This is a genomic window from Streptomyces xanthochromogenes, from assembly GCF_014650455.1.
Taxonomy (GTDB): Bacteria; Actinomycetota; Actinomycetes; order Streptomycetales; family Streptomycetaceae; genus Streptomyces; species Streptomyces xanthochromogenes.
In genome coordinates this window covers 334,282-359,789 of the sequence record NZ_BMUZ01000005.1, presented here as the reverse complement: position 1 = coordinate 359,789, position 25,508 = coordinate 334,282, and the positions used below count along the sequence as shown (strand labels likewise).

24 protein-coding genes and 1 pseudogene are annotated in these 25,508 nt (G+C 72.3%); 14 read left to right on the top strand and 11 right to left on the bottom strand.

What is annotated here, in order from left to right:
• Entirely contained in the window at positions 1-582 is a 582-nt protein-coding gene (locus tag IE267_RS15765) for a sigma-70 family RNA polymerase sigma factor (RefSeq protein WP_167159097.1), read from the bottom strand.
• A 228-nt stretch (positions 583-810) separates the two neighbouring features.
• On the opposite strand from IE267_RS15765, the gene IE267_RS15760 reads away from it, so the two are divergent.
• Together IE267_RS15760 and IE267_RS15755 are read left to right on the top strand one after the other, a co-directional pair.
• On the top strand, positions 811-1,185 hold the full coding sequence (locus tag IE267_RS15760) for an STAS domain-containing protein (protein ID WP_161244801.1): 375 nt from the start codon (positions 811-813) through the stop codon (positions 1,183-1,185).
• Positions 1,186-1,253: 68 nt separating this feature from the next.
• Positions 1,254-1,784 (top strand): EF-hand domain-containing protein, encoded by a 531-nt coding sequence (locus IE267_RS15755; RefSeq protein ID WP_275901398.1) that lies wholly within the window; start codon positions 1,254-1,256, stop codon positions 1,782-1,784.
• An 18-nt stretch (positions 1,785-1,802) separates the two neighbouring features.
• On the opposite strand, the gene IE267_RS15750 is transcribed toward IE267_RS15755, so the two are convergent.
• Entirely contained in the window at positions 1,803-2,747 is a 945-nt protein-coding gene (locus IE267_RS15750; protein WP_189763647.1) for a phosphatidylinositol-specific phospholipase C, read from the bottom strand.
• 48 nt (positions 2,748-2,795) lie between these two features.
• Positions 2,796-4,331: a class I adenylate-forming enzyme family protein gene (locus tag IE267_RS15745; protein WP_189763646.1), complete on the bottom strand. Its 1,536-nt coding sequence runs from the start codon at positions 4,329-4,331 to the stop codon at positions 2,796-2,798.
• A 145-nt stretch (positions 4,332-4,476) separates the two neighbouring features.
• Between IE267_RS15745 and IE267_RS15740 the strand changes: the two genes are divergently transcribed.
• The 4 genes from IE267_RS15740 to IE267_RS15725 all read left to right on the top strand — a co-directional run bounded on the left by IE267_RS15740 (position 4,477) and on the right by IE267_RS15725 (position 8,681).
• A complete protein-coding gene (locus IE267_RS15740; RefSeq protein ID WP_161244804.1) occupies positions 4,477-5,691 on the top strand; it encodes an amidohydrolase family protein in 1,215 nt (404 codons plus the stop codon).
• 28 nt (positions 5,692-5,719) lie between these two features.
• A complete protein-coding gene (locus IE267_RS15735) occupies positions 5,720-6,874 on the top strand; it encodes an acyl-CoA dehydrogenase family protein (RefSeq protein ID WP_189763645.1) in 1,155 nt (384 codons plus the stop codon).
• On the top strand, positions 6,874-7,734 hold the full coding sequence (locus tag IE267_RS15730) for an acyl-CoA dehydrogenase family protein (protein WP_189763644.1): 861 nt from the start codon (positions 6,874-6,876) through the stop codon (positions 7,732-7,734). The genes IE267_RS15735 and IE267_RS15730 overlap by 1 nt, the downstream gene beginning before the upstream one ends.
• Before the next feature lie 425 nt (positions 7,735-8,159).
• Positions 8,160-8,681 (top strand): ATP-binding protein, encoded by a 522-nt coding sequence (locus IE267_RS15725; RefSeq protein WP_161244807.1) that lies wholly within the window; start codon positions 8,160-8,162, stop codon positions 8,679-8,681.
• A gap of 257 nt (positions 8,682-8,938) precedes the next feature.
• On the opposite strand, the gene IE267_RS15720 is transcribed toward IE267_RS15725, so the two are convergent.
• Positions 8,939-9,865 carry a cyclase family protein gene (locus IE267_RS15720; protein WP_189763643.1) on the bottom strand — a complete coding sequence of 309 codons (927 nt, stop codon included), beginning with the start codon at positions 9,863-9,865 and terminating at the stop codon, positions 8,939-8,941.
• 87 nt (positions 9,866-9,952) lie between these two features.
• Between IE267_RS15720 and IE267_RS15715 the strand changes: the two genes are divergently transcribed.
• The 3 genes from IE267_RS15715 (at position 9,953) to IE267_RS15705 (ending at position 13,529) form a co-directional block, all read left to right on the top strand.
• Complete coding sequence (locus IE267_RS15715; protein WP_161244809.1) at positions 9,953-10,864, top strand: SDR family NAD(P)-dependent oxidoreductase; 912 nt, start codon at positions 9,953-9,955, stop codon at positions 10,862-10,864.
• A 455-nt stretch (positions 10,865-11,319) separates the two neighbouring features.
• On the top strand, positions 11,320-12,483 hold the full coding sequence (locus IE267_RS15710; RefSeq protein WP_189763769.1) for an acyl-CoA dehydrogenase family protein: 1,164 nt from the start codon (positions 11,320-11,322) through the stop codon (positions 12,481-12,483).
• Entirely contained in the window at positions 12,480-13,529 is a 1,050-nt protein-coding gene (locus tag IE267_RS15705) for a Zn-dependent alcohol dehydrogenase (RefSeq protein WP_189763642.1), read from the top strand. The genes IE267_RS15710 and IE267_RS15705 overlap by 4 nt, the downstream gene beginning before the upstream one ends.
• Before the next feature lie 60 nt (positions 13,530-13,589).
• Here the strand turns inward: IE267_RS15705 and IE267_RS15700 are convergent, their stop codons facing one another.
• Entirely contained in the window at positions 13,590-14,678 is a 1,089-nt protein-coding gene (locus IE267_RS15700; protein WP_189763641.1) for a hypothetical protein, read from the bottom strand.
• 154 nt (positions 14,679-14,832) lie between these two features.
• Complete coding sequence (locus IE267_RS15695) at positions 14,833-15,837, bottom strand: GlxA family transcriptional regulator (protein ID WP_189763640.1); 1,005 nt, start codon at positions 15,835-15,837, stop codon at positions 14,833-14,835.
• Between the two features lie 74 nt (positions 15,838-15,911).
• Between IE267_RS15695 and IE267_RS15690 the strand changes: the two are divergent.
• The 3 genes and pseudogenes from IE267_RS15690 to IE267_RS15680 form a co-directional block, all read left to right on the top strand.
• A pseudogene (locus IE267_RS15690) lies at positions 15,912-16,193 on the top strand (MFS transporter); the annotation flags it as partial.
• Between the two features lie 120 nt (positions 16,194-16,313).
• A complete protein-coding gene (locus tag IE267_RS15685) occupies positions 16,314-17,618 on the top strand; it encodes an MFS transporter (RefSeq protein WP_189763639.1) in 1,305 nt (434 codons plus the stop codon).
• A 510-nt stretch (positions 17,619-18,128) separates the two neighbouring features.
• On the top strand, positions 18,129-18,410 hold the full coding sequence (locus IE267_RS15680; protein ID WP_189763638.1) for a hypothetical protein: 282 nt from the start codon (positions 18,129-18,131) through the stop codon (positions 18,408-18,410).
• A 54-nt stretch (positions 18,411-18,464) separates the two neighbouring features.
• On the opposite strand, the gene IE267_RS15675 is transcribed toward IE267_RS15680, so the two are convergent.
• From IE267_RS15675 to IE267_RS15660, 4 genes are all read right to left on the bottom strand, one after another.
• Positions 18,465-19,055 carry a flavin reductase family protein gene (locus tag IE267_RS15675; RefSeq protein ID WP_189763768.1) on the bottom strand — a complete coding sequence of 197 codons (591 nt, stop codon included), beginning with the start codon at positions 19,053-19,055 and terminating at the stop codon, positions 18,465-18,467.
• Between the two features lie 97 nt (positions 19,056-19,152).
• Positions 19,153-19,965, bottom strand: a complete 813-nt coding sequence (locus IE267_RS15670; RefSeq protein ID WP_167159119.1) for an enoyl-CoA hydratase/isomerase family protein — start codon at positions 19,963-19,965, stop codon at positions 19,153-19,155.
• A gap of 66 nt (positions 19,966-20,031) precedes the next feature.
• On the bottom strand, positions 20,032-22,257 hold the full coding sequence (locus IE267_RS15665; RefSeq protein WP_189763637.1) for an acetate--CoA ligase family protein: 2,226 nt from the start codon (positions 22,255-22,257) through the stop codon (positions 20,032-20,034).
• 297 nt (positions 22,258-22,554) lie between these two features.
• Positions 22,555-23,697, bottom strand: a complete 1,143-nt coding sequence (locus IE267_RS15660; RefSeq protein WP_189763636.1) for a flavin-containing monooxygenase — start codon at positions 23,695-23,697, stop codon at positions 22,555-22,557.
• Between the two features lie 262 nt (positions 23,698-23,959).
• On the opposite strand from IE267_RS15660, the gene IE267_RS15655 reads away from it, so the two are divergent.
• Together IE267_RS15655 and IE267_RS15650 are read left to right on the top strand one after the other, a co-directional pair.
• A complete protein-coding gene (locus IE267_RS15655) occupies positions 23,960-24,412 on the top strand; it encodes a DoxX family protein (RefSeq protein ID WP_189763635.1) in 453 nt (150 codons plus the stop codon).
• Complete coding sequence (locus tag IE267_RS15650) at positions 24,409-24,816, top strand: Zn-ribbon domain-containing OB-fold protein (protein ID WP_189763634.1); 408 nt, start codon at positions 24,409-24,411, stop codon at positions 24,814-24,816. Before IE267_RS15655 ends, IE267_RS15650 begins: the two co-directional genes overlap by 4 nt.
• A gap of 31 nt (positions 24,817-24,847) precedes the next feature.
• Here IE267_RS15650 and IE267_RS15645 read toward each other — a convergent pair whose 3' ends face one another.
• The gene (locus tag IE267_RS15645) at positions 24,848-25,501 is read right to left on the bottom strand and encodes a pyridoxine/pyridoxamine 5'-phosphate oxidase (protein ID WP_373304553.1); all 654 of its coding nucleotides are present in this window, start codon (positions 25,499-25,501) and stop codon (positions 24,848-24,850) included.
• Between the last annotated feature and the right edge of the window lie 7 nt (positions 25,502-25,508).

The window sequence follows — 25,508 nt, the reverse complement described above, 5'->3', positions numbered from 1 at the left end:
TCACCAGGCCCGCCCGTATCCGGGCGGCGCGGCTCCCTCCGGCGGCCGGGTGTTGGCCGAGGAGAGAAGTTGCAGGCCGAGCCGCAGACGCCGGCGCGCCTCGTCCTCGGTGATGCTGAGGTCGGCCGCGGCCTGGCGGTAGTCCCGGCGCTGGAAGTAGGCCAGCTCCAGGGCGGCGCGCAGCGGGGCGGGCATCGACGTCACGATGTAGTCGGCGCGGGCGGCCGCCGAGGCCCGCCGCACCTTCTGCTCCAGCTCCTCGGTCGAGCCCACGCCGCTCTCCTCGTACGAGGACGTCTCGTCCTGGCGCAGCCGCTGCACGGCCTGGCGCTGGGTCAGCTTGGCCACCCAGGAGCGCATCGAGCCCTGCTTGGGGTCGTAGGCGTCCGGGTTCTCCCAGACGTAGCCGAAGACCTCGCGGGTGATCGCGTCCGCCGCGCCCTCGTCGCTCAGCACGCGGTGGGCGAGGCTGTGCACCAGGGAGGCGAACCGGTCGTACAGCTCGCCGAGGGCGGCGGCCTCGCCGCGCGCGAGTCGCTGCTGCATCCGGCGGTCCCACCGAGGTGGTGCGTCCTTCGGCATAGGCTCCCCAACCCTGTCGTTCCCCGTGCCCTGTCGTTCCTCGCGTGTGCCCCTGTGCGCCCGTCTCTGCGTACCTACGAATGTAATGCGACGGGCTGACAATGCACGGAGGTTTGCACCAAGTGCGCCCTCACAGCGCCGCCAGATGATAAAGGCGGTGTTTCGCGAGGGTGGGCATGGGCAGCCGCGCAGGATGGGGGCACGGCAGCACAGAGAGGGACCGGTGGCGTGACGCTGAGAGTGGACGAGTCCGAGCAGGGCACGTGGACGGTGCTGCGGGTCAGCGGCGAGCTGGACCTGGTGACCTCGCCCGGCCTGCGCCGCCAGGTGCACGCCGTGGTCGCCGACGGCCGCCGCGATCTGGTCCTCGACCTGTCCGGAGTGCTGTTCTGCGACTCCATCGGGGTGGGCGTGCTGATCGCGTCGCGCCGCCTGATGCGCTCCTGCCAGGGCCGGCTGCGGCTCATACTGCCCGCCCGCGGAGCCCTGGACGGCAGCCATGTGAACAAGGTGCTCGCCGCACTCGGCGTACGCCGCCTCTTCGAGGTGTACGGAGATGTGGGGTCGGCCGCCGACGACCTGGCCGAACCGATCTCCGCCTGACCGCGCGCCCGGGGGCACGCCTGGCCGTAAGCCCCTCGTACCGGCGCTGCGAGTCGTACGCTCCGGACATGGACAGTATGGACAGTCCCGAGAGTGCGGAATACGAACGCAGGGTGGCCGCCCGGTTCGCCTCCTTCGACCAGGACGGCAACGGCTGGATCGACCGCGAGGACTTCTCGATGGCGGCCAAGGCGTTGCTCGCCGAGTTCGGCACCACCGCCCGCTGCGACCGGGGGCAGGCGCTGTACGGCGGCGCTGAGGCGATGTGGCAGGGCCTCGCCGGGATCGCGGACGTGGACGGGGACCAGCGGGTGACCCGGCAGGAGTTCGTGGGCGGCGCCCTCAAGCGCCTGCGGGACCGCACCACCGGGTTCACCGAGATCGCCCGCCCGTTCCTGCACGCCGCCTTCGCCGTCGCCGACACGGCAGGCGTCGGCACGGTGGCGGTGCCCGACTGCGAGCGCGCGCTGCGGGCCCTCGGCGTCTCGCCCCGGGCCGCGGCCGATGTGGCCGTGACCCTGGACCAGGACGGCGACGGCCGCATCACGGAACCGGACGCGGTCGCCGCCTTCGCCGCCTACTTCACGACGATGCCGTAGCCGGGGCCCGCCCGGCGCTCAGTGCCAGTTCCAGTCGATCAGGGTGCGCAGGGTGTCCGAGTGGAAGTCCGGGAAGTCCATGGGCACCACGCCCAGATGGGTCTGCTCGCCCAGCCGCGCGTTCAGGTAGCTCTGGACGCCGGGCATGATCGCGTCCGCGTTGACCTTGGGCCAGCCGCCGCCCGCGTAGCTGGTGAAGTTGATGTAGAGCTGTGCCGAGTTCTGGTCGTAGAAGGCGTTGTCGAACTGCTGGGTCACCTTGGCCGTCTTCTTCGACGGCCAGGACAGGCCCTGGTAGATGTCCTGGAGCCGGATGTACTGGTTGGCGAGGAAGTCGTTGTCGCCGCCGGGCCATTGGAGCACCGGCCAGTCGTTGTCGAACTGGGCGATGAGCACGATCTTGCCGCGCGCCTCGCCGAGGGTGGGCACCCGGTCGGTCAGCAGGAAGCGCGAGCGCCAGCCCTTCTGGTCGAGGTAGACGTTGAGCACGTTCTTGAAGTTCGCGCCGACGTCGTTGTTCGTGCCGTTCTCCTTCTTCAGCCGCATCAGGAGGACTTCGCCGGGATGGCTGTCGAGGAAGGCGGCGCTCTGGGTGAGCACGTCGCCGAACGTCATGCCCTGGTAGAAGGCGGCGTGGTAGATGCCGAAGGCGTCGTCGAGATGGCCTTGGAGTCCGTTGGCGCGGATGTCGAAGAAGCGGACGCCCTGCTGCAACTGCTGGGTCAGGCCCCAGTTCTGGGTGTGCGACCACTCGGTGCCGTTGTTCGGGTTCGTACAGCAGGAGTCGTGGGTGCCGGGGATCGTCATGCGCAGCAGGGAGCGGCTGTCGGGCAGTGCGGCCATCCAGTTCGCGGGGTCCGCGCTCGCCCGTGGGCGCACGGCGGCCCGGGCGGTCGTGGGCAGGAGTGCCGTCGTGGAGAGGGCGGCGGCGCCGAGTATGAGGTGGCGGCGGGAGAGTTCCATCGGTCACGTCCTCGTGGTCCTCGTGGGGGTGTGGCGGGGCGCTGGGGGTCATGCCCCGCCGAACCGCTCCCGCAACTTGTATTTCAGGACCTTCCGCAGTGCCTCGTTCCTCGGCAGCGCCTCCACCACCTCAAGACGCTCGGGCAGCTTGTGCACCGAGAGTCCCTGGGAGCGCAGATACGAGGTGAGCTCTGCCAGCGTCAACTCGGGTGCGCCGGGCGGCTGTTCGACGACCGCGCAGACCAGTTCGCCGCGCTCGGCGTCGGGCAGGCCGACGACGGCCGCGTCGCCCACCGCCGGATGGGTGTGGAGCAGGTCCTCGATCTCCTTCGCGGAGATGTTCTCGCCCTTGCGGATGATGATGTCCTTGATGCGTCCGGTCAGGACGAGGTGCCCGGTCTCCCGCACGTGCCCCACGTCGCCGGTGATCAGGAACCCGTCCGCGTCGAAGACGGTCTTCGACTGGGCCGGGTCGAGATAGCCCTGGCACACCGCCTCGCCGCGCAGCCGCACCTCGCCGTCCACCCCGTACGGGAGCGGGGCGCCCGACTCGTCGGTGATCCGGATCTCCATGCCGGGCGGGGGGCACCCCTCGGTGGTGGCCAGATGCTCGGCGGTGTCGTCGGGGGCGCCCATCGTGATCATCGGGACCTCGGTCATGCCGTACCCGTGGGTGAGCTGCACGCCCATCTCCCGGACGACCGCGTGGTAGACCTCGGGCGGCTTCGGGGCCCCGCCGCCCGCGAGCAGCCGCAGGGTGGGGACGACCTTCTCGCCGGGCCGCTTGCGCTGCTCGGCCAGGAACATCGAGTAGAACGCGGTCGAGCCGCCGGCCACCGTCACGCCGTGGCGCCGGTACTCCGCCAGTGCGTCCGGCAGCGCGAAGTGCTCGAACATCACCGCGGGGAAGCCGTAGAGCAGCAGCATCACCGTGTAGTCGGGCCCCGCTATGTGGGCGAACGGGAAGGCCATCGAGCCGACGTCGGCGTCCGACAGGTGCAGGGCGTGCGCCAGGCACGAGCCGCCCGCGATCAGTGAACGGTCGGTGTGCAGCACGCCCTTGGGGTCGGAGGTGGTGCCCGACGTCCAGTAGATCCAGCGGACGGACGTGCCGTCCGTCGGCGGTGGCGGCAGCAACTCCGGTGCGCCGTCCGGAAGTTCGTCGTACGCCTCGAAGACGCCCCGGGCTCCGAGCCGCCGGGCCATCGCGGTGTGGTCGAAGCCGCGCCACACCCCGGGTACCCCGAAGAACTCCGCCTTCGACTCGCGCAGCGCGAAGCCCACCTCGCGGTCCCGGTAGAAGGGGATCACCGGGGACTGGACGGCGCCGAGCCGAGCGAGGGCGAAGGACAGGAGGGCCGTCTCGATCCGGGTCGGCAGCTGCCAGGCCACCACCGTGCCGGGCCGCACCCCCATGCCGTACAGGCCCGCCGCCACCCGCTCGCAGCGCTCGCGCAGGGCGCCGAAGGTGAGGGTGCGGTCGCCCTGGAGCAGGACCGGGCGGTCCGGGGTGAGCTCCGCGCGGCGCTCGATCAGCTCCCAGAGCGTGCCCGAGGAGTCCAGTGCGTGTGCGGTGTCGGTCATGCCGATCCCCCAACGGTTCCGCCGAGCGCCATAACTGACGGGCAGTCAGATATGGCGCAGAGCGTAGGCCCCCGCTCCTTGCTGGTCCAGAGGTGCGGGGCTAGCCTGCAATCTGACGGAGCATCAGATGTGCGGAGGGGACCTCATGACCGAACTGCCGCGGATCGTCAGCGTCGACGACCATGTGATCGAGCCGGCCCATCTCTTCGACGTCTGGCTGCCCGCCAAGTACCGCGAGCGCGGGCCGCGGCCGCTCACCGCCGGTATCGGCGAACTGGCTTACGTGGCGGGGAAGTACCAGATCACGATGGACCCGGACGGGCCGCCCACCGACTGGTGGATCTACGAGGACCTGAAGTTCCCGTACAAGCGCAACATCGCGGCGGTCGGCTTCGACCGCGACGACATGACGCTCGAAGGGATCACCCGGGCCGAGATGCGGCGCGGCTGCTGGGACCCCAAGGCGCGCCTGGACGACATGGACCTCAACCACGTCGAGGCCTCCCTCTGCTTCCCCACCTTCCCGCGCTTCTGCGGCCAGACCTTCGCCGAGGCCCACGACAAGGAGGTCGCGCTCGCCTGTGTGCGGGCCTACAACGACTGGATGGTGGAGGAGTGGTGCGGCGACAGCGGCGGCCGGCTCATCCCGCTGTGCATCATCCCGCTGTGGGACATCGACCTCGCGGTCGCCGAGATCCGGCGCAACGCGGCGCGCGGGGTGCGCGCGGTGACGTTCTCCGAGATCCCCACGCACCTCGGCCTGCCGTCCATCCACTCCGGCTACTGGGACCCGTTCTTCGCGGTCTGCCAGGAGACCGGCACCGTCGTCAACATGCACATCGGCAGCAGCTCCCAGATGCCCGCCGCGTCCCCCGACGCGCCGCCCGCCGTGCAGGCCTCGCTCAGCTTCAACAACGCCATGGCGTCGATGATGGACTTCCTCTTCAGCGGCGTCCTCGTCAAGTTCCCCACCCTCAAACTCGCCTACAGCGAAGGCCAGATGGGCTGGATTCCGTACGCCCTGGAGCGCGCCGACGACGTGTGGGAGGAGCACCGGGCCTGGGGCGGGGTGCGCGACCTGATCCCCGAACCGCCGTCCACGTACTACTACCGGCAGATCTTCTGCTGCTTCTTCCGCGACAAGCACGGAGTGGCGTCCCTGGACGTGGTCGGGCGCGACAACGCCACCTTCGAGACGGACTACCCGCACGTCGACTCGACCTTCCCGCACACCAAGGAGGTCGCCCTCGACCATGTGAAGGGGCTCGACGACGAGACCGTCCACAAGCTGATGCGCGGCAACGCCATCCGCATGCTCGGCCTCGACCTCGACCGGCCCCGCCCCGACCGGACCCGCTGATGGGTGCCGCGTACCTCGGGGAGTGCCGATGGACCTGACGTACACCGAGGAGGAAGAGGCCTTCCGGGCCGGGCTGCGCGGGTGGCTCGCCACCGCACTTCCCCAACTGCCGCCCCGGCCGGACCCGTTGGACTGGCCGGCGCGTCGCGCCTACGACACCACCTGGCAGCGGATGCTGTACGGCGCCGGATACGCGGGCCTGCACTGGCCCGAGGCGGCAGGCGGCCGGGGTGCCACGCCCACCCAGCACCTCATCTACCTGGAGGAGACCGAGAAGGCGGGCGCGCCCTATGTGGGCGCCAACTTCGTCGGGCTGCTGCACGCCGGACCGACCATCGCCGCCGAGGGCACCCCCGGACAGCGGGCCCGCTGGCTGCCTCCGGTGCTGCGCGGCGACGAGATCTGGTGCCAGGGCTTCAGTGAACCGGACGCCGGCTCCGACCTCGCGGCGCTGCGTACCCGGGCGGTCCGGGACGGCGACGACTACGTCGTGTCCGGCTCGAAGATCTGGACCTCGCACGCCGAAGTGGCCGACTGGTGCGAACTGTTGGTGCGCACCGACCCGGACGCGCCCAAGCACCGCGGCATCACCTGGCTGGCCCTGCCGATGGACGCGCCCGGCATCACCGTCCGGCCGCTGCGCACCCTGGCCGGGTCCGCCGAGTTCGCCGAGGTGTTCCTGGACGAGGTCCGGGTGCCCGTCGCCAACCGGGTGGGCGCGGAGAACGACGGCTGGCGGGTCACCATGGTGACGCTGTCCTTCGAACGGGGTACCGCTTTCGTGGGAGAAGTGGTGGCCTGCCGTCGCACCCTCGCCGAACTCGCGAAGACCGCCCAGGCGAACGGAAGCTGGGACGACGACGCCCTGCGGCGCCAACTCGGTCGTCTGAACGCCGAGTTCACTGCGCTGTGGCGGCTCACCCAGTGGAACGTGAGTGCGGCGCAGCGCGGCGGCGGGGTGCCCGGCGTCGGCGGCTCCGTCTTCAAGTTGCGCTATTCGCACGCACGTCAGGAGCTGTTCGACACCGCCGCCCGTGTCCTCGGCCCCGATGCGCTCGACCTCGGCCGGGACCTGACCCTCGACCGCCTCTCGTCCCTGTCGTACACCATCGCCGCCGGCACCTCGCAGATCCAGCGGAACATCGTCGCCGAGCGCATCCTCGGCCTGCCCAAGGGGCGCTGATGGACTTCCAACTCACCTCCGACCAGCGGGCTTTGAAGGCCGGCATGCGCGAGCTGCTCGCGGCGCGGTTCGGCCGGGACGCGCTGCGGGCGGCGGTCGACCGGCCCGAGCTCGACCGGACGCTGTGGCGGGCCCTGGGGGAGGCCGGGTTCTTCGCGCTGCGGCTGCCGGAGAGCGAGGGCGGGGTCGGGCTCGGGCTCCCCGAGGCGGTGCTGCTCTTCGAGGAGGCGGGCCGGGCGCTGCTGCCGGGCCCGCTGGTGGCCAGCCATCTGGCGGCCGGTGCGGTGAAGGGCGCGGCGGGCGGCGAGACGGTCGTGACCCGCGTCGACGGCGGGCTGGTCGGCTGGCTCGCGGAGGCCGACCACGTACAGGGCGATGCCTCGGGCGCGACGCCGCTGCGCTCGGTCGACCCCCTGACGCCCCTCCACCGCACCGGCGGACGCCGTACGACCGGGGACCCCGAAGCCGTTCTCCTGGCCGCGGCGGAACAGCTCGGCAGTGCGGCCCGCAGCACCGAACTGGCGGTCCAACACGCCCAGGAGCGGGAGCAGTTCGGGCGGCCCGTGGGGTCCTTCCAGGCGGTCAAGCACCTCTGCGCCGACATGCTCGTACGGACCGAGGTGGCGCGGGCCGCCGTGTACGCGGCGGCCGTGACGGGGGACGCCGAAGAGATCGCCGGGGCCAAGCTGCTCGCCGACGAGGCGGCCGTGCGGGGTGCGCGGGACTGCCTCCAGGTGCACGGCGGGATGGGGTTCACCTGGGAGGCCGATGTGCACCTGCACCTCAAACGGGCCTGGGTGCGGGCCGAGCAGTGGCAGTCGGCGAAGGAGGCGTGCGAGGTCCTGGCGGCGGCACTCTGAGCGGCCTTCCGGTCGGCACGGGGGAGTTGGGCCGACCGGGCAGTGGTCACTATGCGTCGATATCGACGGCCCGGCGTACTCGCCACGAGCCGGAGTCGGGGGCGCTCTCGGGTACTCTCCGTGGGATGCGAGTGGTGGTGTGGAGCGGTTCTCCCGGTGTTGCCAGTGCGGTGGCTCCGGGCCCCGGGACGCACGCCGTTCGCGCCGCACGGAGGCGTCGTACGCGCTCCCGTTCGGTTTCTCGCAAGGTGAGCCGCACAGTATGCACCACGCATACTCCTTCGCGCTGGAATATGCCCGAAGCGCTTGTTGCGGTGACTGTACGTCAACCATGCTGTCTCCCACGGGAATCACGTTCTGTGACCCCGATGGTGGTCCCTGTGAGGCGCGAGGCGATGTGTCCGCCGGTTCGGATGGTGTGAACGGTGCAGGTGCTTCAGGTTCAGTTGGAGGTCGGGCCGGATCCCGCCGAGGTGGGCCGGGCCCGCAAGTGGGCACGTTCGCGGCTGGTCGGCTGCGGCATAGGGCTCGATGAGCCACTCGCCGAGACCTTGATCCTGTTGATCTCGGAGCTCGTCACCAACGCCGTGGTGCACACGGGCTGTCCGGCGGTGCTGCGGATGCTGCTCGGCCCGGCCGAGGGCGGCACCGTCCGGGTCGAGGTGGCCGACCGCAGCTGTTGTCCCCCCAAACCCCGGCACGCGCAGGGCGACGACACCAACGGGCGCGGCCTGGAGCTCGTCGACGGGCTCGCCGACCGCTGGGGCTGGCGGGCCGAGGGTGCGGGCAAGTCCATCTGGTGCGAGGTGGACCGCGACGCGCCCGTCGGGCCGTCCGCACCGGAGCGTTCGGATCACTCGGGGCTCAAGGAGTGTTCCGGGCGCACGACCGGGGCGTACGGGAACGGGGCCTATGAGCCCCCACGCGCTGTCACAAATACGGCATAAGCCGCGAACGGTTAACGCGGTGTTGACGCCTGGTGGCCGCCTGATCACTCTGGGATGAGCGATTCGTCGCGAGGGGACGCCGAGGAACTGCACGCCTCGGCGAGTGCGGGTCGCGGCACGGCGTCAGCAGCACCAGGGCGCTGCTCCTCTCAGGGCACCCGGGGGGCAGGGCCGGTACGCCGGTGCCGGGGTGGCGGCGACGGTGCCGCGCTCGGGGCGCGCATGCGTGGCCGCCACCCCTGAGTCCCGGGCCCGTCCTAGAGGACGGCCACCGGGGCGACGGGGGTGCCGGTGCCGCCGACGAACGGCTCCGGCATGGCGCTGAGCAGGAACGTGTACCGGGACGCCTCGGCGCAGGCGGTGGACAGGGCTTCCAGATTCCAGTTCTGGCCCTGAAGCATGCCCATCTCCACCAGGTCCAGGGCGTGCACCGGCAGCCACAGGTCCTCGATCTCGGGCGGGAAGATCTCGAAGGTCAGGGTGTCGTTGGCGACCGCCGCGACGTCCCGGGTGTGGAACCACTCGGGCGCCCGTACGGACAGGCCCGGCGACGGGTAGCCGTAGCCGTGCTTGTCCCCGGCCAGGTAGACCTGGATCTGGCCGGTGCGTACGAGGACGATGTCCCCGGCGCGCACGGTGACGCCGGCGAACTCCTCGGCCTCGGCCAGGTCTTCCGGGGTGACCGCGTGGCCGCCCGCGAGGCGGTCGAGGCCCTTGGCGCGGGCCACGTCGAGCAGGACCCCGCGCGAGACGACGTGTCCGGGCTTGTCGATGCCGCTGAACTCGGCGCCGCCGTGCGCGGTGATGGTGGCGGCGGGGCGGCCGTTGTAGATCCTCCCGGAGTGCGAGACGTGGGTCAGCGCGTCCCAGTGCGTGGCGGCCTGGAGCCCGAAGGTCACCGCGTCGTCGCTGCACGCGATGGTGCCGGGGCCGAAGATCTCCTGGTTGATCTGCACCATGGTGTGCAGCGGATTGACCCGCCCGGGTATGACCCCGGTCTGCACCCCGTCCTGCTGGAGGGGCAGCGCGAGCGGGACGCGGAGCCCGGACCGTATCTCGCCGGCCGCCTCGCGGACGACCTCGTCGCTGATGTGGTTGAGCGTGCCGCGCTCGTCGTCGGCCCCCCAACGCCCCCAGTTGTTCACGCGTTTGGCGATTTCATGGAACTCGGGCGGCAGTGGCATACCCGTTCCTCCCGGGGTCTTGTGGTGAAGCATCCGACGGGTCATAGAATCTAACGGTCCGTCAGAAACCGCGGGAAGGGGCCGGACGTGGGGAACTTCTTGGCAGGCAAGGTCATCGCCGTGACGGGGGCCGGGCGGGGCATCGGCCGGGCCGTCGCGCTCGCCGCGGCCGCCGAGGGAGCCAAGGTCGTCGTCAACGACTACGGCGTCTCGATCGAGGGCGGCGAGCCGAGCAGCGAGATCGCCGACGCGGTGGTGAAGGAGATCGTCGCGGCCGGCGGCGAGGCGGTGGCCGTCGCCGACGACATCTCGACGATGGCGGGCGGCCAGCGCATCGTCGACACGGCGCTCGCGCGGTACGGGCGGATCGACGGGGTGGTGTGCGTCGCGGGCATCCTGCGCGAGCGGATGCTGTTCAACATGTCCGAGGAGGAGTGGGACCCGGTGGTCGCCACGCATCTGAAGGGCACGTTCACCGTGTTCCGGGCGGCATCGGCGGTCATGCGCAAGCAGGGCTCCGGCACGCTGATCGGCTTCACCAGCGGCAACCACCAGGGCAGCGTGGCGCAGGCCAACTACAGCGCGGCCAAAGGGGGGATCATCTCGCTGGTTCGCAGCGCGGCGCTCGGCCTGCACAAGTACGGGGTCACGGCGAACGCGGTCGCGCCGGTCGCCCGCACCCGGATGTCGGCGAACGTGCCCATGGAGCTGAAGGAGATCGGCTCGCCGGAGGACGTGGCGGCGCTCGTGGTGTACCTGCTGTCCGCGCGGGCGCGGGACGAGGGGATCACCGGGCAGGTGTACACGATCGCGGGGCCGAAGATCGCGGTGTGGGCGCAACCGCGGGAGCTCCGGGCGGGGTACGCGGAGGGGGCCTGGACCCCGGAAAGGATCGCGGACTTCCTGCCGGGGACGGTGGGGGTGGACCCCATGCCGCTCCTGGCCCAGCTGGAGGCGATGGCGGCGGCCGCCGCGGACGCGTCCCGCCCGAACGCGTAGGGCCGGCCCCCGGACGGGCTGAAGTGCCGATGCGGGCCGGCACCAAGGCCCTTGGGGGCGCGGGGAACTGCGCGACCGGCCACGCACGGTCCGCACCCGACACGGCACACCGCACACCGCACACCGCACACCGCATTCCTCGCCCCCCGGGGCTCCGCCCCGGGCCCCGTTCGCGCCTTGAGGGCGCTCGTCCTCAAACTCCCCCAAGGCCTCAAGGGCCAGGGGGGACCCCCATGACGGGCTGAAATGCCCTGATGCGGGCCAGCGCCGAAGCCTTTAGGGGCGCGGGGAACTGCGCGACCGGCCACGCACAGTCCACACCCGACACCGCACACCGCACCGCACCGCACCGCACACCGCACCGCACCGCACACCGCACCGCACCGCACCGCACCGCACCGCACCGCACCGCACCGGCACCGCACCCGGCATTCCTCACCCCCCGGAGGGTCACCGTGGACTTCAGCTTCGGCCCCGCCGACTCCGCGTTCCGCGAGGACGCCCGCGCCTGGCTCGCCCAGCACACTCCGTGGGGTGGGCAACCGGGCACCTGGGAGCGGGAGTTGGGACGAGGAGGCTGGATCGGCATCGGGTGGGGGGAGACGGCGTACGGGAACCGGTCCGCCGGCCTCACCCAGCAGGTCGTCTGGGCCGAGGAATACGCCCGCGCGAAGGCCCCGCCCCGCACCGGCCACATCGGCGAAAACCTCCTCGCCCCGACCCTCCTGGCCCACGGCACCCCCGCCCAGAAGGCCCGCTTCCTCCCCCCGATAGCCCGTGGCGAGGAGCTGTGGTGCCAGGGCTACAGCGAGCCCGGCGCCGGCTCCGACCTGGCCGGCATCCGTACCGTTGCCCGCCGCGACGGCGACACGTACCGCATCACGGGCCAGAAGATCTGGACCTCGCTGGCCCACGAGGCCCAGTGGTGCTTCGTGCTCGCCCGCACCGAGGAGGGCTCCCGGCGCCACCACGGGCTCTCGTTCCTCCTCGTGCCGATGGACCAGCCCGGCAGGATCGAGGTCCGCCCGATCCGGCAGATGACGGGGACCAGCGAGTTCAACGAGGTGTTCTTCGACGGCGCCGAGGCCCGTGCCGAGCACCTCGTCGGCGGAGAGGGCAACGGATGGCAGGTGGCGATGAGCCTGCTGGCCCTGGAGCGCGGGGTATCCACACTGGCCCAACAGGTCGGATTCGCAGCTGAGTTGGAGCACGTCGTCGCCCAGGCAGTGTCCGGGCAGGCACCCGGGGCCGGGGCCGATCCCCTCGACCCGGTCCTCCGCGCCCGCCTCGTCGCGCAGTGGGCCGAGCTGAAGGTCATGCGCTGGAACGCCCTGCGCACGCTGGGCGGTTCGGGGGACGCGGGCGCGCCCAGCGTGGCCAAGCTGCTGTGGGGCGGGTGGCACCGGCGCCTCGGAGAGCTCGCGATGGCCGTGCGTGGCACGGCCGCCGCCGTCGGACCGTACGACTGGGACGAGTCGAGACCGTACGAACTCGACCCGCTCCAGCACCTGTTCCTGTTCGCCAGGGCCGACACGATCTACGGCGGCTCGGACGAGATCCAGCGCACCATCATCGCCGAGCGCGTGCTCGGCCTGCCGAGGGAGGTCCGTGTTCCGTGAGAGGTGTCCTTTTCGACGGGAAGCAGAGCCAGGTCGTGGACGATCTGGAGATACGGGACCCGGGCCCCGGGGAGGTGCTCGTGGCCGTCGCGGCGGCGGGCCTGTGCCACTCCGACCTGTCCGTCATCGACGGCACGATCCCCTTCCCCGTGCCGGTGGTCCTCGGGCACGAGGGCGCGGGCGTGGTGGAGGCGGTGGGCGCGGGCGTCGGTCATGTGGTGCCGGGTGACCACGTCGCGCTGTCCACGCTCGCCAACTGCGGGGCCTGCGCGGAGTGCGACCGGGGCCGGCCCACGATGTGCCGCAAGGCGATCGGGATGCCGGGCCGCCCGTTCTCACGGGACGGGTCCCCGCTGTACCAGTTCGCCTCGAACTCGGCGTTCGCCGAACGCACCCTGGTCAAGGCCGTCCAAGCGGTGAAGATCCCCCAGGACGTGCCGTTGGCCTCGGCGGCGCTGATCGGCTGCGGGGTCCTGACCGGCGTGGGCGCGGTGCTCAACCGGGCGAGGGTGGACATCGGCGAAACGGTCGTGGTCATCGGCACCGGCGGCATCGGCCTCAACGTCATCCAGGGCGCGCGCATCGCGGGCGCCTCGGTGATCGTCGCCGTCGACAACAACCCGGCCAAGGAGCCGCTGGCCCGCCAGTTCGGCGCGACCCACTTCCTGGCCTCGGCCGACGGCGTCCGCGAGATCCTGCCGTCCGGCGCGGACCACGCCTTCGAGTGCGTGGGCCACCCCGGCCTGGTGCGCGCGGCCATCGACCTCCTGGACCGGCACGGCCAGGCGATCCTCCTCGGCATGACCGCGCCCACCGTGGAGGCGTCCTTCCTGCCCGCCGCGCTGTTCCTCGACAAGTCCATCCTGGGCTGCCGGTACGGCAGTTCACGCCCCCAGCACGACATTCCGCGCTACGCCGAGCTGTACCGCAAGGGCACCCTGCTCCTCGACGAACTGGTCACCCGGACCTACCCGGTGGAGGACTTCGCCAAGGCGGCGGACGACCTGCACCACGGGCGGGTGGCCCGGGGGGTGTTGACCTTCTAGGTGCGTGCGGGGCGAGGGCGCTCGGCCGGCCGCCTGCGCGAGGTGGCGGGCCGGACGGTGTCAGGCGGTGGGGGTCACACCGGTGACCGTCGGGTACGGGACGCCGGATGCCGGGTCGGGTGCCGTGCCGGTGCCCTTCCACACGACGAGCTGCCGCTGTGCGTCGACCGCCCACAGATCGGGGATGCCGTCACCGGTGAGGTCCCCGTCGGAGCCGACGCGCGCGTACGTCGCCGGGGCGACGGTGCCGGAGATCAGGCCCTGGGAGGGGTCGGCGAAGGCGCTGAAGTCGGGAGCCTCCGCGGTGCCCCCGATGCCGTACGCGTGCAGGCTGCCGTCCTGCCGGGACCGTGCCCACAGGGTGGGGAAGTCGGTGCCCTTCGCCCGCCCGGGAGCGATCAGGTCGTAGTCGCCCCACCGAGTGCTGTCGGACAGCAGGATCGCGGGGTCGTCGACCTGGTTCGTGGCCCCGGCGAGAGCGAGCCAGAGCCGCCCGTTCTCGACGAACAACAGTGAAGTCCTGGGCAGAGCGTAGTAGCCGGTGCCCGTGGTCTGTCCGCTGTCGCCGGTCGGCGAGCCGAAGGCGACGACCTGGGTGACGGCGGACCAGTCCGCGCCGAACCCGACGTCCGGGCAGGTGAGTTCGGTCCAGTCCGCCCGGACGCAGGCGGACGGCTTGGTCACGCTGATGCCGCTTTGCCGGTCAAAGACACCGCCGTCGTTGCGAAGTACGGAGAGCCCCCGGCCTCCGGGGGCGTGGGCGATCAGGTCGTCGACGTTGGAGTAGCCGAGGCTCCCCCGATGCGTGTACTGGACCTCGGACCAGCCCCGGCCGCCCGGCGCCGACACGGCCCCCGCGCTCTGCGGCACGGACGGGTCCACGCCCGGGCCGGCCTGGCGGAGGTTGCCCGCGCTGTCCGGCAGCAGGACATCGGGCTCGGCGTCCCCGTCGACGTCACCGAAGACGGCCGTGGGCGAGCCGGCCGAGGCGACGTGGAGGACGGGCCCGGTGCGAGGTGCCGTCACGGCCGCTCGGCCGGCGGGTGCGGCGGCGGCCGGAGGGGCGGCGAACAGGCCCGCGCCGAGGGCGAGTACGGCGGCGGACAGCGCGACGGCGGGCCGCCCGGCGGAGTGGCGTAAGGGTCTCAAGGCGTCGTTCCCTGCTGCTCTTCGGCCCCATGGCGGACCGGTTCCGGAAACTGTCTGCCGAAGATCCTTCCAGAATCGCCCGTCCCGCGCCGAACTTTTGTACGAGTTCCTGGAGGTGGCGGTGTTCGTGCGGACGTCGTCCGTCGCCGCGGTCTCACCCTGACGCTCCCGCCCGGAACGCGCGGCGGTAGGCGGTCGGCGGGACGCCCAGGGCCGCCTGGAGGTGCTGGCGCAGTGAGGTCGGCGTGCCGAAGCCCGCCGCGCGGGCTATCGCGTCCACCGAGAGGTCGCTCGATTCGAGCAACTGGCGTGCGTGCTCGACGCGTTGCTGGGTCAGCCACTGGCCGGGGCTCAGGCCGACCTCCTCGCGGAAGCGGCGGGTGAAGGTGCGGACCGACATCGCCTCCTGCTCGGCCAGATCGCGCAGCTGGATCGGCTCGTGCAGCCGGCCGAGGGCCCAGGCGCGGGCGGCCGTGGTGGTGGCCAGCTGGGGCTCCGGTACCGGGCGTTGGATGAACTGTGCCTGGCCGCCGGGGCGGTGCGGCGGCACGACGGTGCGCCGGGCCACGTCGTTGGCGACGGCCGTCCCGTGGTCGCGGCGCACGATGTGCAGGCAGAGGTCGATCCCGGCGGCCACCCCGGCCGAGGTCAGTACGTCCCCGTCGTCGATGAACAGGACCTCCGGGTCCACCGCGACGGCCGGAAAGAGCCGCTGGAAGTGCTCGGCGGAGGCCCAGTGCGTGGCGGCGGGGCGGCCGTCCAGGCACCCGGCCGCCGCCAGGACGTAGCCGCCGGTGCAGATGGACACCATGCGCGTCCCGGGTCGCACCAGGGCGAGGGCCGCGGCGAGCTCGGGCGTGAGTACGCCTTCCTCGAAGACCGGGCCGAGTTCGTACGAGGCGGGGACGACGACCGTATCGGCGGTGGCCAGCGCCTCGGGCCCGTTCTCGACCAGGATCGCGAAGTCCGCGTCGGTGCGCACCGGGCCCGGCGGGCGCACCGAGCACGTCACCACCTCGTACAGCGGACCGCGTACGCGGTCGGCGGCGCGGCCGAAGATCCGCTGGGGGATGCCCAGTTCGAAGGGGAGCAGCCCGTCGAGCGCGAGCACCACGACCCGGTGGGGAAGGGTGCCGTCACGTCCATGGTCCGGGTTCATCTCGTCCCTCCGCGACAAAGGGGCCGGTGGTACAGACCACTAGCCGGTGGAGCTGATAGACCTGCCGTCCTGTGATGGACAAGTCCCCGATCGGCCAGGGCATTCCCGAGGCCACCCACGAAACCGTGCCCGCGGCCGCTCCCCGGACGCGGGTCCCGTCGCAGGCGGCCCCCGCCGGGGCGGCCCTCTGGAACCACGGCTTCCGGCTCTTCTTCACGGCCCGCACGGTCGCCCCGTTCGGCGACGGCATGGTTCCGGTCGCGCTCGCCGCCGGGCTGCTCGGGGCCGGTTGGCCCGCCTCCTCCGTCGGACACGCCCTTGGCGCCTGGATGGGGCCGATCGCCGCGTTCGTCCTGCTCGCGGTCCCCGGGATCAGCCGCCTGCGCCGGATTCGGTCCGAGCCGTGGCCCGATCCCTGCGAAGGGTGACCTTCGGGCCACTCGTGCGATCGCCCGCCCCCGGCCAGCCTGGATGACGTGACCCAGACAACGAACCGGCCCGCCGGGCCCACCCGGCAGCGCGAGGCCGCGCCCCGAATCCACCGAGCCTGGTACGTGGCGGCCGTCGCCTTCGTCACGATCATCGGTGCGGCGGCCTTCCGCTCGCTGCCCGGGCTCCTCATCGAACCGCTGCACAACGAGTTCCACTGGTCGCGCGGCACGATCGGGGCCGCGGTCTCGGTGAACCTCGCGCTGTACGGACTGACCGCGCCCTTCGCCGCCGCCCTCATGGACCGCTTCGGCATCCGCAAGGTCGTCGCGGTCGCCCTGACCGTGATCGCGGTGGGCTCCGGGCTCACCGTCTTCATGCACTCCGCCTGGCAACTCATGCTGTACTGGGGCCTGTTGGTGGGTCTGGGCAGCGGATCGATGGCCCTCGCGTTCGCCGCGACCGTCACCAACCGCTGGTTCACCGAGCGCCGCGGCCTGGTCACCGGCGTCCTGACCGCGGCCTCCGCCTCCGGCCAGCTGATCTTCCTGCCGCTGCTTTCCTGGATGGTCGAGGCACACGGCTGGCGCCCGGCGGCCGTCACCGTGGCCCTGGCGGCCCTCGCCGTCGTCCCGTTCGTCTGGCTGCTCCTGCGCGACCACCCGGCGGACGTGGGCCTCGCGCCGTACGGCTCGACCGCGTACGTCCCCAAGCCCGCCCCGGTCACCGGGGCCGCCCGCCGTACCCTCACCGTCCTGGTGAAGGCCGCCCGCACCGGGCCGTTCTGGCTGCTCGCGGGCACCTTCGCGATCTGCGGCGCCTCCACCAACGGCTTGGTCCAGACGCACTTCGTACCGGCCGCGCACGACCACGGCATGCCGGTCACGGCCGCGGCGGGGCTGCTCGCGGTGGTCGGCGTCTTCGACGTCGTCGGCACGATCTTCTCCGGCTGGCTCACCGACCGCTTCGAGTCGCGCCGGCTGCTGGCCACGTACTACGCGCTGCGCGGCATCTCGCTGCTCTTCCTGCCGATGCTGCTCGCACCGGCCGTCCACCCGCCGATGATCTTCTTCATCGTCTTCTACGGGCTCGACTGGGTGGCCACCGTGCCGCCGACCATCGCCCTGTGCCGACACCACTATGGCGAGGACAGCGCGATCGTCTTCGGCTGGGTGCTCGCCTCGCACCAGGTGGGCGCGGCCGTCATCGCCTTCCTCGGCGGGGTGGCCCGCGATGTCTTCGGCAGCTACGACGTCGTCTGGTACGCCTCGGGCGCGATGTGCGCGGCGGCCGCGCTGATGGCCCTGGTCATCCGGCGCCGGGACCCCGCGGGGGAACCGCTCCCCGCCTGATCCCCTCTTCCTGTGCGGGGGAGCGGCCCGTACGGGGCCCGGGTTCCGCCCAGGGGTGAGGGGGATGCCGTGAACGCCATCGGTGCGACGGGCGTACGGAGTGCGGTGCCGCGCGCCGCGCTGGTCGCGGCCCTGCTGTGCGCCGCCGTGACCGGCTGCGGAACGGCCCGGCCGGGCGACCCGGCGTCCGTGGCCCCGGCGGCGAAGCCGTCCGCGACGGCGGGGCGGGCGTGCGGCGGCGACACGACCTCCGCGGACGAGGCGCCGACGGATGCCGATCCCGGCACCCCCGGTCCTCCGACGGATGCCGATCCTGGGACGCCCGGTCCTCCGACGGACGCTGATCCTGGGACGCCCGGTCCTCCGACGGACGCTGATCCTGGGACGCCCGGTCCTCCGACGGATGCCGATCCCGGGACGCCCGGTCCTCCGACGGACGCTGATCCTGGGACGCCCGGTCCGCCCACCGACGGCACCGCCGTGCCCTGCCTTCCCGCCGGGTGGTTCGACATGACGCGGGACTTCGTCGACTACTACTCCCAGCACCTCACCAAGGCCGATGACGGGATGTGGCCGTCGATCGTGGCGGTACGCGTACGCAAGGAGCGGCACGGCGGGGCCGAACGGGCCGTGGTGACGGTCAACTTCGCGCCGCCGCCGGGCGCCAGTGACTGGCAGGGCCGCAGGGTGGCCGAGGTCTTCGCGGACTGGCGGCACGCGGTGTACGACGACCGGGGCACTCTGCGCGTGGAAACCCGCAGTGGGGGCCTGATCACCGACGGGTCGTGGTGACCCGGAGACGTACGGAACCGCAACCGGATCTGGAACCGGAACCGGTCGGCGGCCTCACTCGCCGAAGCGGCCGAACCTGCCGCGGTGGAAGAGGAGCGGGTCCGCGTCGTCGGTGGCCCCCAGGGCCTCGACGCGGCCGACCACGATGAGGTGGTCCCCGCCGGTGTGCACGGTGTGGATGCGGCAGTCGATCCACGCCGGTACGCCGTCGAGCCGCGGCGAGCCGGTCGCGGGTGCCGCGTCGTAGGCGACACCGGCGAACTTGTCGGCGCCGCTGACCGCGAACCCCCGGCACAGCGAGCCCTGTTCGGCGCCGAGGACGTTCACGCAGAAGACCCCGGCCCGGGCGATGCGGGGCCAGGTCGTCGACGTACGGGCCACCATGAAGGCGACCAGGGGCGGGTCGAGGGAGAGCGAGGCGAAGGACTGGCAGGCGAAGCCGGTGGGGCCGGCCACGTCCTCGGCGGTGATGACGGTGACCCCGCTCGCGAACCCCCCGAGCACCCGCCGGAACTCGCCGGGATCGACCGGCGCCCGCTCGTCGTCCCGTACGGCCCTGAGGTCCGGCCGGGGCAGGAATTCGACGGGCTCGGCAGCCGTGGCGGCGCCGACGGACCTGAGGTATCGGACGACGGTGGCCGCCATCCCTGCGTGTCCCATCACGCAACACATTGAACCTGACGGTCTGTCAGATAGGAAGGGTCGAGGGCGGGTCGGACTGACAGCCCGGTCCCCAACCAGCTTACAGACCGCGGTACTTGGGGGTGCGGCGCTCGACGAAGCTCGCCACTCCCTCGTTGGCGTCCCGGGTGCTCATGTTGATCTCCTGGGCCCAGGCCTCGGCCGCGAGGGCGGTGGTGCGGTCGGCGTCCAGAGAGGCGTTCACCAGGTGTTTGGTGAGGGCGAGCGCGCGCGTCGGGCCGGCGGCGAGCCGCTCGGCCCACTCCTTCGCGGTGGCGGCGAGTTCGGTGTCCGCGACGACCCGGTTGACCAGGCCCATCCGCTCGGCATCGGCCGCCGCCAGCGCGTCGCCGAAGAACATCAGCTCCTTCGCGCGCTGCGGCCCCACCAGGCGGGGCAGCAGGTAGGCGCCGCCGCCGTCGGGCACCAGGCCCCGGCGGACGAACACCTCGATGAACCGGGCGGACTCCGCGGCCAGGACCAGGTCGCAGGCGAGCGCGAGATGTGCGCCCAGTCCGGCGGCGGTGCCGTTGACCGCGGCGATCACCGGCTTCTCGCAGTCGAGTACGGCGGTGACGAGCCGCTGCGCGCCCTGCCGGATGGTGCGGGCGACGTCGCCCGTGACGCGCTCGCCGTCGGCGTCGGTCCGTGTCACGGGGGCGCCCCGCAGGTCGGCTCCCGCGCAGAAGCCCCGCCCGGTGGCGGTGATCACGACGGCCCGTACGGCGGGGTCGGCGGAGGCTTCGCCGAGCAGCGCGATGATCCGTTCCCGCTGGTCCCAGGTGACCGCGTTCATGGCCTCGGGGCGGTTGAGCGTGATCCATGAGACGCCGTTGTCAGTGGCGTGCAGTACCAATGAGTCCAGGGGGTCCATGCGGGGCTCCAGGGCAGCGGCGTGGGGAGCGTGCGGGGGATGGGGCGGTGGTGGCGGCGACGGGGGTCAGCGGCAGATGGCGAGCGCGTCGAGCGCGACGGCGCCCTGGCCGCGCGGCAGCACCATGATCGGGTTGATGTCCAGCTCGGAGAGTTCGTCGCCCAGTTCGAGGGCCATGCGCTGGACGCGCAGGACGACCTCGACGAGGGCGTCCACGTCCAGCGGGGGCCCGCCGCGTACGCCGTCGAGCAGCGCCCGCCCCCGGAGCTCGTCGAGCATGTCCCTGGCCTGGCCCTCGCCGAAGGGGGGCACGCGGACGGCGGAGTCGCCGAGCACCTCGACCAGGACACCGCCGAGGCCGACGGTCACGGTGGGCCCGAACAGGGAGTCGTGCCCGACGCCGACCACCATCTCGACGCCCCGCTCGACCATTTGGCACACCAGGATGCCGTCGAGGTCGACACCCTCGTACCGGGCGATGTCCGTGAGCTCGCGATAGGCGTCCCGGATCTGACTGGCCGAGGTCAACCCGACCTTGACCAGGCCGAGTTCGGTCTTGTGGGCGAGGCGGGCGCCGGAGGCCTTCATGACCACGGGGTAGCCGACGAGCCCCGCCGCCCGTACGGCGGCCGCCGCACTGGTCACGAGCTGCTCACGCGGCACCCGGATGCCGTACGCGCGAAGGAGCTGCTTCGCCGCGTGCTCGCTGAGCTGCTGGCCCGGGCGCATCAGGGCCTGTGCCTTGCGGAAGGACGGGGAGGGCACGCGGGGTGCCTCGTCGAAGGGGGAGCGGTAGCCGGTGGTGAACCGGTGGTGGGAGAGGTAGGCCTTGACGGCGCCGATGCAGTTGGCGAACGTACGGAACGTGGCGACGCGGTCCGAGCCGAGCAGCGTCTCGCGATAGGCGGCCTCGGTGCCGAGCGGGGAGCCCCACACCACACACACCAGTTTGTCCGTCTGTTCCGCCGCGTCCACCAGGTCCTGGGCCAGCTTGTCGCTCATGGGCGGGAAGGGGCCGGTGATCGGACAGATGAGGACGCCGACGGACGGGTCGGCGAGGATCGCGTCGATGATCTTGCGGCCGCGCCAGTCGCCGACGGGGTGGCCGCCGTTGTCGACGGGGTTGGCGACGTTGAGGTACGGCGGTATCCACTCGTGGAGTTCGGCCTGCTTGGCGGCGGACAGGGGCGGCAGGCGCAGCCCGGCGGCGGTGGCCAGATCGGAGAAGTGCGCGCCGGTGCCGCCGGAGATCGAATACACCACGACGCCGTCCGCCCGCGGCGTGCGGGCGCGGGCCAACAGGGCTGCGGTGTCCTGGAGTTGGTCGAGCCCGTCGACGCGGATGACGCCGTACTGGCGCATGGCGGCGTCCACGACGTCGTCCGCGCCGGTCAGCTTGCCGGTGTGTGAGGCCGCCATGCGCGCGCCCGCCTCGGTGCGGCCGACCTTGACGGCCACCACGGGGACGCCGGCGCGGGCCGCGCGGTCGGCGGCGAGCAGGAAGGCGCGGCCGTCCTTGAGGCCCTCCACGTAGCAGGCGATGGCGCCGACCTCGGGGCGTTCGGCGAAGTAGGAGATGAAGTCGGAGGTCTCCAGGTCGGCCTCGTTGCCGGTGGGTGCCCAGTGCGAGAGCCGCACGCCCAGTTCCTGCAGCGTGAAGACGGGCCGTCCCTGGTGGCCGGACTGGGTGATCAGCGCGATGGCGGGCCCGTCGAGGTCGTCCCGGAAGCGCTCGAAGGCGTTGAGGTTGGTGTTGGGGCCGAGCAGCCGGATGCCGGACCGCTTGACGGCGGAGGCGAGCCGCTCCTGTGCGGCGGCGCCCTGTTCGCCGGTCTCGGCGAAGCCGGAGGCGAAGGCGACGGCGAACTTCACCTTGGACTCGGCGAGTTCCTCGATGACGGGGATCGGGTCGCCGACCAGGAGCACGGCGAGGTCGACCTGTTCGGGCAGGTCCGCGACGGATGCCACGCAGGGCAGCCCGAAGACGGTGTCCCGGGTGGGGTGGACGGGATGGATGCGGGCGCCGACGCGCCGCGCCCAGTCCAGGAGTTGGCGGGTGATGCCGGTGTTGGGCCGGCCCTCGGCGTCGGAGGCGCCGACGACGGCGACGGACTCGGGCCGGAAGAAGCGGTCCAGGTCCGGTACGTCGGCGTACAGCGGGCGCCCGCTGACGTCGAGGTCGCCCTCGCCCGCGGCTCTGCCGTGGACGGCGCCGGGGGCGGGCTGCTCGCCGCAGGCGACCACGCGCGCGCGGAAGTCGGTCGTGAGGGTGCCGTGAGTCGATCCAAGCATCGTTCCGCCCGCTCCTGGTCGTTGGCCTGCCTGACTGAGCCGTGCCGATGTCAGCTGACGCACAGTCAGATTACAGAACTGACGGTCTGTCAGGAATGGCTCTGCGGGCAAAGCCTGAACCCTGCGGCGCGGGCGGGACCGGGGGTGTGGGCTGGGCCTCCCCCGAACCCGGCCCCTCCCAAACCCCCGCGGCGCCCCCCTGGCGCATTCCGATCGCCCGGCGGCGGGGTTTGCCCGCGGGGTCAGGGGGCCGGGGCGGAGTCTCGGGGCTCGGGGCTCGGGGCTCGGGGCTTGGGGTCAGCGGGCGAGGCTGCGGGCGATGCGGGCCGCGTCCAGGCGGAGTTCGCGCAGCATCCCGCTGATCGGATTCGTGAACCCGGTGAAGTACAGCCCCGAAGCCCCCGGCACCGTACGCGCACCCCGCACCCGGGGCCGGCCCCGCTGGTCCAGCACCCCGAGGTGGCCGACGAGACCCTCAAGGCCCCGGCGGTAGCCCGTCGCCGCGACGACCACCTCGGGCGAGACCCGCGTGCCGTCCGCGAGGACGACCTTGGTGCCGTCGAAGGACTCGACCGCCGCGACCGGCTCGACCCGACCATTCCGCACCGCGTCGATCAGCCCCACGTCCTGTACCGGGATCGCACCCTCCCGCGCCCGCGAGTACAGCCCCTTGGCCGGCCGCGGCAGGCCGTACGCGGAGAGGTCCGGCACGGAGAGCCGTTCGGTCACCGACGCCGCCGCGTCCACCAGGCGTACCGGAAGCCGGCGCACCAGGATGCCGGTGGCCTGCGCGGGCCACCCCGCGGTGGACCGGCGGAGGATGTGCGGCGGTGTCCGCACCGCGAGCCGTACCCGCCCCGCCCCGCCCTCCGCGAGGTCGGCCGCGATCTCCGCCCCGGTGTTCCCGGCCCCGACGACGAGCACGTCCCGCCCGACGAAGGGGGCGGGGTTGCGGTACTGGCCGGCGTGCAGCAGCTCACCCACGTACGACTCGGCGCCGGGCCACGCGGGAACGTACGGCGTGTGGTTGAACCCGGTGGCGACCACCACCGCCGGCGTGGAGAGCCGTCGGCCCCCGGTCGCGTACAGCACCCATCCCTCGCCGCCGGGCCCGCGCTCGACCCGGTCGACCTCGACCCCGGTGACGATCTCCAGCTCGTGGACATCGGCGTACTTCTCCAGATAGCGCACCACGTCGTCGCGCGAGACCCACCGCCCGAACCGGCGCGGCATCCGCAGTCCCGGCAGTGCGGACAGGCGGCGCGTGGTGTGCAGGTGCAGCCGGTCGTAGTGGCGGCGCCAGGAAGCGCCGACCGCGTCGGACTTCTCGAGCACGACCGCCCGCACGCCCCGCGCGCGCAGCTCGGCGGCGACCGCGAGTCCGCCGGGACCGGCGCCGATCACATAGACGGGGCTGGCGGGCGTGGTGGTGTCGACCATGAACGCTGAGCGTAACGGCGTGAATACTTGATGGGTCTCGGTCAAGACCGGAATCGGTTGCGATCTGATCACGCCTCCGTGCGGCCACCCCTCGTGCCCGCGGCCCGGCCATGCCCGTCCGCACCCGGCCATACCGGCCCGCACCCGCCCGCCCGAGCCCGTCCATGCGCCCACCTCTTGCGCATGCGCCCCGGATCCGCTGAACTGACGTACCGTCAGAAATCAAGCGTGGCAACGGGATGCACGGGGAAGGACGCCCGACGTGGACTCGATCTGGCTCAGCGGCGCCGAGTGGCTCGCCGTCCTGCGCATCGGCCTCGGCCTGTGGTGGCTGGAGAGCTGGCGCCACAAGGACAAGAAGGGCTGGTTCGAGCGCGGCACGGGCATCGCCTGGGCGTCCGACGTTGCCGCCAAGCACAAGTGGAACGCCGTCCGCAGCGGCTTCGACGTCGTGGTCAAACCCCGCCCGAAGACGATGGCGTACGTGGTCGTGTACGCCGAACTCGCCCTGGGGCTAGGCCTGGTGGCTGGACTCCTGACCCCGGTCGCCCTCGTCTGCGGGCTGCTCCTCAACCTCCTGTACCTGGTCCTGATGATCCACGACTGGGCCGAGCAGGGCCAGAACGCGATGATGGCGCTCATCTCGCTGGTCGCCCTCGGCGCGATGTCGTGGCAGACCTGGTCCCTGGACGACGCGATGGGACTGTTCCGATGACTGCCGCCACCCCGGAGGCCGACGCCTTCACCCGCCCGTACTGGGAGGCGGCCGCCGAGGGCCGCCTCCTCGTCCGGCACTGCGCGGCCTGCGACCGCCCGCACCACTACCCCCGCGAGTTCTGCCCGTACTGCTGGAGCGAGGACGTGCACTGGCGTCCCGCGAGCGGCCGGGCCACGCTCTACACCTGGTCCGTCGTGCACCGCAACGACCTGCCGCCGTTCGGCGACCGGGTCCCTTACGTCGCCGCCGTCGTCGACCTGGCCGAGGGCCCCCGGATGATGACGGAGATCGTCGGCTGCCCCGAGGCGGAACTGCGGATCGGGATGGAGCTGTACGTGACGTTCCGTCCGGGTCCCGAGGACGGTGTGAGCGTCCCGGTGTTCGGCCCCGCCCCGCGGTGACCGTGACCGTACCCGTCCCGTCCGTTCCGGGTCACGGCCAGAGCAGTTCGCGGGTCCAGGCGGTGGGGGCCTCGCGGCGATAGCGCAGGCGTACGTGGCGGCGGCGGGCGTCCCCCTGGAAGAACTCGACCTCCGTGGGGTCCATTACGTACCGGGTCCAGGTGGGGACCGGAGCCTCGGGGTCCGCCTCTGCCCGCTCCCAGGCCGCCGCGGACTCCGCCGCCAACTGGCCGTACTCGTCCAGGACTTCGCTCATCCTGCCGACCAGTGCCGCCGCGAGGGCTCCCGTGGAGCGGGCGTGCAGGTCGGCCTGCGAGGCGGCCGGGGATGCCGGGGTGACGGCTCCGCGCAGCCGGACCTGGCGGCCCACCGCGGGCCAGTAGAAGCCGAGGGCGGCGACGGGGCGGGCGGCCAGCTGGTGGCCCTTCGCGCTGGTGGAGTGCGAGGCGAAGTGCCAGCCGGCGTCGTCTGCGTCGTGCAGCATGAGCGTGCGGACGTCCGGGCGGCCCTCGGTGTCGACCGTCGCGAGCGACATCGTGTGCGGCTCCAGCTGGCCCGCCCGCGCCGCGTGCATCAGCCACTCCTGGAAGAGGGGGAGGGGGGCGGCGGGAGCGGCGGCCGGGTCGAAGTGCGGGAGCTCCACGTCCCAGACGCGGAGGGTGTGCAGAAAGTCCTGGAATTCCATACCGGTC